We start from the raw sequence: 4,638 nt of genomic DNA, 5'->3' as shown, positions 1-4,638 counted from the left end.
CTGCCGCGATGACCGTCACGCGCACCTCGTCGCCGAGGGCGTCGTCGATGACGGCACCGAAGATGATGTTGGCCTCGGGGTGGACGGCGTCGGCGACCAGGCCTGCGGCCTCGTTGATCTCGAACAGACCGAGGTCGGAGCCACCCGCGATCGAGAGCAGGACGCCGCGCGCCCCCTCGATGGAGGCCTCGAGGAGCGGGCTGGAGACGGCCATCTCGGCGGCCACCGCGGCCCGCTGCTCGCCGCGGGCTGAGCCGATGCCCATGAGGGCGGAGCCGGCGTCGGACATGACCGACTTGACGTCGGCGAAGTCGAGGTTGATCAGACCGGGGGTCGTGATGAGGTCGGTGATGCCCGAGACGCCCTGGTGCAGCACCTGGTCGGCCTGGCGGAAGGAGTCGAGCAGGCTGACGTTGGGGTCGCTGATCGACAGCAGCCGGTCGTTCGGGATGACGATGAGGGTGTCGACCTCCTCGCGCAGCGCCTGGATGCCGGCGTCGGCCTGGCCCGAGCGGTTGCGACCCTCGAACGTGAACGGACGGGTGACGACGCCGATGGTCAGCGCGCCGAGCGAGCGGGCGATCCGTGCGACGACGGGCGCGCCGCCGGTGCCGGTGCCGCCGCCCTCGCCGGCGGTGACGAAGACCATGTCGGCGCCCTTGATGGCCTGCTCGATCTCCTCGGCGTGGTCCTCGGCGGCACGCTTGCCGATCTCGGGGTTCGCCCCGGCGCCGAGACCGCGCGTGGAGTCGCGACCGACGTCGAGCTTGACGTCGGCGTCGCTCATGAGCAGCGCCTGCGCGTCGGTGTTGATGGCGATGAACTCGACACCCTTGAGGCCGACCTCGATCATCCTGTTCACGGCATTGACGCCGCCGCCGCCGATGCCGACGACCTTGATCACGGCGAGGTAGTTCTGGACCGCCATGTGCGATGCCTTTCAGGAGGAGGGCTGGAGGGGGTCTCCCTCAAGTCTGAACGTGAACGTCAGGGTTATAGTTATGTCAACCTGCTGTCCGAGGATCACGCTACGCGGCGCGCGGACGCCCTCACGGACGACACGCCGCGCGTCGCGCACGCTCTGCCTCACGTCCGTCGCGCGCGCCTCTCCGAACCCGCTCGAGCCGACCCGGAGGGCCGTCGGCGCTACTGGCGCGTGGTGGGCTGCTCGGGCGCGCTGACGTCGTAGCCGCGCGCCCGGATGCGCAGCAGGGCCCGCAGGACCTTGAGCTTCTGCTCCGGCTTGGCCGCGCTCCCCCACGTGACCGTGCGGTCGCGTGAGAGCCGCAGCGTCACGGCGTCGCGGCTCGGCGCCTCGACCGCACGGACGGCCTTCAGCAGGTCGGGGTCGTCCTTCTCCAGCCGGGCCACGACCGCGGCCGCGGCGACGACCGCCAGCTGGCGCTGCCGCGGGTCGGTGGCCGAGGTGCTGACCTCGACGAGGCCCCGGGGCGGCTGGCGCAGGGTCCGGTAGTCGATGCCGAAGCGGTCGAGCGCGCGCACGTCGCCGTCGACCCTGGTCCAGGCGACGGCGGTGCGTTCGGTGACCTCGACCCGGACGGTGCGGGGCCAGCTGCGTCGGACCTCGACGCGCTCGACGGCGGGCAGTCCCGCCACGCGGGCCTCGACGGCGGCGGTGTCGAGCCTCGCCAGGGGCGTGCCGAGCCGGACGTCCGCGACCGAGCGCACCTGCTTGACCCCGAGGGTCCTGGTGCCCTCGACCTCGACGTCGCGGACGCCGAGGACGTGGGAGAACCAGACGAGCCAGACGAGCACGCCGACGAGGACGACGGCGCCGAGACCGCCGGCCCAGCGGAGCAGCCGCTTCCGGCGGTCGCGTCGACGCCGCTCGTGGAAGCGCTGCTCGGTCATGCCCCGCCCGTCCCGCGGGCGCGCAGCGCGTCGAGCAGACGCGGACCGACGACGGTCACGTCGCCGGCCCCAAGCGTGAGGACGAGGTCGCCGGGCCGCACCTGCGGCAGCAGGACGTCGTGCAGGTCGACCACGGGCCCACCGGCGGACGCGGGCGGACCGTCGACGGCGTCGACGACGAGCGCCGACGTGACGGCGGGGTCGGGGTCCTCGCGGGCCAGGTACAGGTCGGCGACCAGGACGAGGTCGGCCGCCGACAGGGCCCGGCCCATCTCGACGCCGTAGAGACGCGTGCGGCTCACCAGGTGCGGCTGGTAGGCCACGACGAGCCGCCCCTCCCCCGCGATCGAGCGGGCCGCCGCGAGGTCGGCGCGGATCTCCGTCGGGTGGTGGGCGTAGGAGTCGTAGACGACCACGCCGTCGACCTCGCCGAGCCGCTCCATCCGGCGGCGGGCGCCGCCGTAGGCGGCCAGGCCCTCCACGAGAGCCTCGGCCGGGTGGCCGAGGCGCAGGCCGACCGCGAGCGCGAGGAGCGCGTCCTGGGCGTAGTGGGCGCCGGGCACGGCCAGCCGTACCGGCAGGCCGGAGAGGCCGAGCCCGTCGACGGTGAAGGTCGTCGCCCCGGCGGCCACCTGCACGTCGCGGGCCCGCAGGTCGTGGCCCTCGCCCAGGCCCGTGGTGACGACGTCGAGCCCGCGCGCGGTGCCCGCGGCGGCGAGCCTGGCGGCACCCGGGTCGTCGGCACCGAGCACGAGCACCTCGCCGACGGTCGCGACGAACTGCTCGAAGGCGGCGGCGTAGGCCTCCTCCGTCCCCCAGGTGTCGAGGTGGTCGGCGTCGACGTTGGTCACGACCGCGAGGGCCGGGTCGTAGTGCAGGAACGCGCCGTCGCTCTCGTCGGCCTCCGCGACGAGCACGTCGCCGGTGCCCACGCGTGCGTTGGTGCCAAGGCTCGCGACCTCCGCGCCGATGGCGAACGACGGCTCGGCGCCGGCGGCCACGAGGGCGCAGGTGAGCATGGCGGTGGTGGTGGTCTTGCCGTGCGTGCCCGCGACAGCGACCGTGCGCCGGTCGGTCATGACCGAGCGCAGGCCCGCCGACCGTGGCCAGAGCCGCGCACCCGACGCCGTGGCGGCCACGACCTCGGGGTTGTCCTCGCGGACGGCGGTGGACACGATGACGGTGTCGGCACCCTCGACGTGCTCCGCCGCGTGCCCGACGTGGACGGTGATGCCCTCCTCGCGCAGCGCGCGCACGACGGTGCCGTCGGCGGCGTCGCTGCCGCTGACGCTCACGCCCTGCTGGGCGAGCAGCCGCGCGATCGCGGACAGGCCCGCCCCGCCGATGCCGACGAGGTGGACGCGGCCGAGGTCGTGCGGTCCGGGCACGTGGTCGGGGACGGGGACCCTCATCGACCGAGCTCCCGACCTGCGGCGGCCAGGACCATGCGCGCGAGCCGGGCGTCGGCGTCGCGCGGCACGAGGTCGGTCGCCGCGGCCGACATGAGGGCCAGCCGCTCGGTGTCCTGCACGAGCGGCACGACGACCTGGTCGACCCAGGCGGGGGTCATGGCCTCGTCGTCGATGAGCAGGCCGCCGCCAGCCTGCACCACGGGGTGTGCGTTGAGCGCCTGCTCGCCGTTGCCGATCGGCAGCGGGACGAACGCCGCCGGCAGCCCCACGGCGGCCACCTCGGTGACGGTGTTCGCGCCGGCGCGGCAGACGACGAGGTCGGCGGCCGCGTAGGCGAGGTCGATCCGGTCGATGTACTGCTCGACGACGTACGGCGGGGCGTCGGCGGGACGCTCGAGCACGACCTCCTCGGGGCGTCCGGCGGCGTGGAGCACCTGGACGCCGGCCTCGGCGAGGTCGCGCGCGGCACCGCTGACCGCCTGGTTGATGCGACGGGCGCCCTGCGAGCCGCCCGTGACGAGCAGCGTCGGTCGGTCGAGGTCGAGCCCGAAGTGCGCGCGACCCTCGGCCCGCGCGGCGGAGCGGTCGAGCCTGGAGATCTGGCGACGGATCGGCAGCCCCACGTACTGCCCGTGCCGCAGCGGCGTGTCGGGGAAGCTGGTGGCGACGTGCTCGGTGAAGCGCGCGCCGAGGCGGTTGGCGATGCCCGGCTTCGCGTTGCCCTCGTGCACGACCAGCGGGACACCGCGACGTCGCGCCACGAGGTAGGCCGGGACGGAGACGTAGCCGCCGAAGCCGACGACCACGTCGGGCTGCACGCGCTCGAAGACGTCGTGCGTGGCGCGCACCGCCGCGCGGAGCCGTCCCGGCACGCGCAGCAGCGCCGCACCGGGGCGTCGGGGCAGCGGGACCGGCGGGACGAGCTCGAGCGGGAACCCGGCCTCGGGGATGAGGGTGGTCTCCAGGCCCCGCGGGGTGCCCAGGCAGGTCACGTCGACGCCCTCGTCGCGCAGCACGGCGGCCGTCGCGAGGAGCGGGGAGGTGTGGCCGGCGGTGCCGCCGCCGGCGAGGAGAGCACGCACGGTCAACGCCTCCGGGCGGCGCTGCTGCGCGCGCGGCGCGCCTTGCCGGCGGCCAGCGCGCGGGCGATCTCGACCACCTGCTGCTGGCCGAGACGCAGATCCTCGACCGGGGTCAGCGGGTCGATGTCCTCCTCAAGCTCCTCCATCAGCGCGCGGGTTTGGCGCTCCTCCTCGGCATAGTCGACGCCGGTGGCGGTGGTGATCTCGCGGCCCATGAAGATGTTATCGCGCACGCTGAGATTGGGCGCGAGGCTAAGCTCCTGATGGATGAT

4 protein-coding genes and 1 pseudogene are annotated in these 4,638 nt (G+C 74.4%); all 5 read right to left on the bottom strand.

Translation table 11 applies throughout. The annotated features are described in order from the left end of the window. Positions 1 to 928, bottom strand: a 928-nt coding sequence (ftsZ, locus tag A6Q81_RS06545; protein WP_286689904.1) for a cell division protein FtsZ, incomplete at its 3' end; no start/stop codon positions are given. 218 nt (positions 929 to 1,146) lie between these two features. Further along, positions 1,147 to 1,872 (bottom strand): cell division protein FtsQ/DivIB, encoded by a 726-nt coding sequence (locus tag A6Q81_RS06540; RefSeq protein WP_286689903.1) that lies wholly within the window; start codon positions 1,870 to 1,872, stop codon positions 1,147 to 1,149. Beyond that, the gene (gene murC, locus A6Q81_RS06535; RefSeq protein ID WP_286689902.1) at positions 1,869 to 3,284 is read right to left on the bottom strand and encodes a UDP-N-acetylmuramate--L-alanine ligase; all 1,416 of its coding nucleotides are present in this window, start codon (positions 3,282 to 3,284) and stop codon (positions 1,869 to 1,871) included. Before murC ends, A6Q81_RS06540 begins: the two co-directional genes overlap by 4 nt. Further along, positions 3,281 to 4,366: an undecaprenyldiphospho-muramoylpentapeptide beta-N-acetylglucosaminyltransferase gene (murG, locus tag A6Q81_RS06530; protein WP_286689901.1), complete on the bottom strand. Its 1,086-nt coding sequence runs from the start codon at positions 4,364 to 4,366 to the stop codon at positions 3,281 to 3,283. The genes murC and murG overlap by 4 nt, the downstream gene beginning before the upstream one ends. A gap of 2 nt (positions 4,367 to 4,368) precedes the next feature. Beyond that, a pseudogene (locus tag A6Q81_RS06525) lies at positions 4,369 to 4,638 on the bottom strand (ATP-binding cassette domain-containing protein); the annotation flags it as partial.

The sequence above is a fragment of the Aeromicrobium sp. REDSEA-S38_B2 genome (assembly GCF_001628525.1).
Taxonomy (GTDB): domain Bacteria; phylum Actinomycetota; class Actinomycetes; order Propionibacteriales; family Nocardioidaceae; genus Aeromicrobium; species Aeromicrobium erythreum.
This window is presented reverse-complemented; position numbering and strand designations above follow the sequence as displayed.

Excerpts from the sequence above, each read along its gene's own strand:
- A6Q81_RS06540 (WP_286689903.1), bottom strand. The coding sequence starts at position 1,872 with ATGACCGAGCAGCGCTTCCACGAGCGGCGTCGACGCGACCGCCGGAAG.
- murC (WP_286689902.1), bottom strand. The coding sequence starts at position 3,284 with ATGAGGGTCCCCGTCCCCGACCACGTGCCCGGACCGCACGACCTCGGC.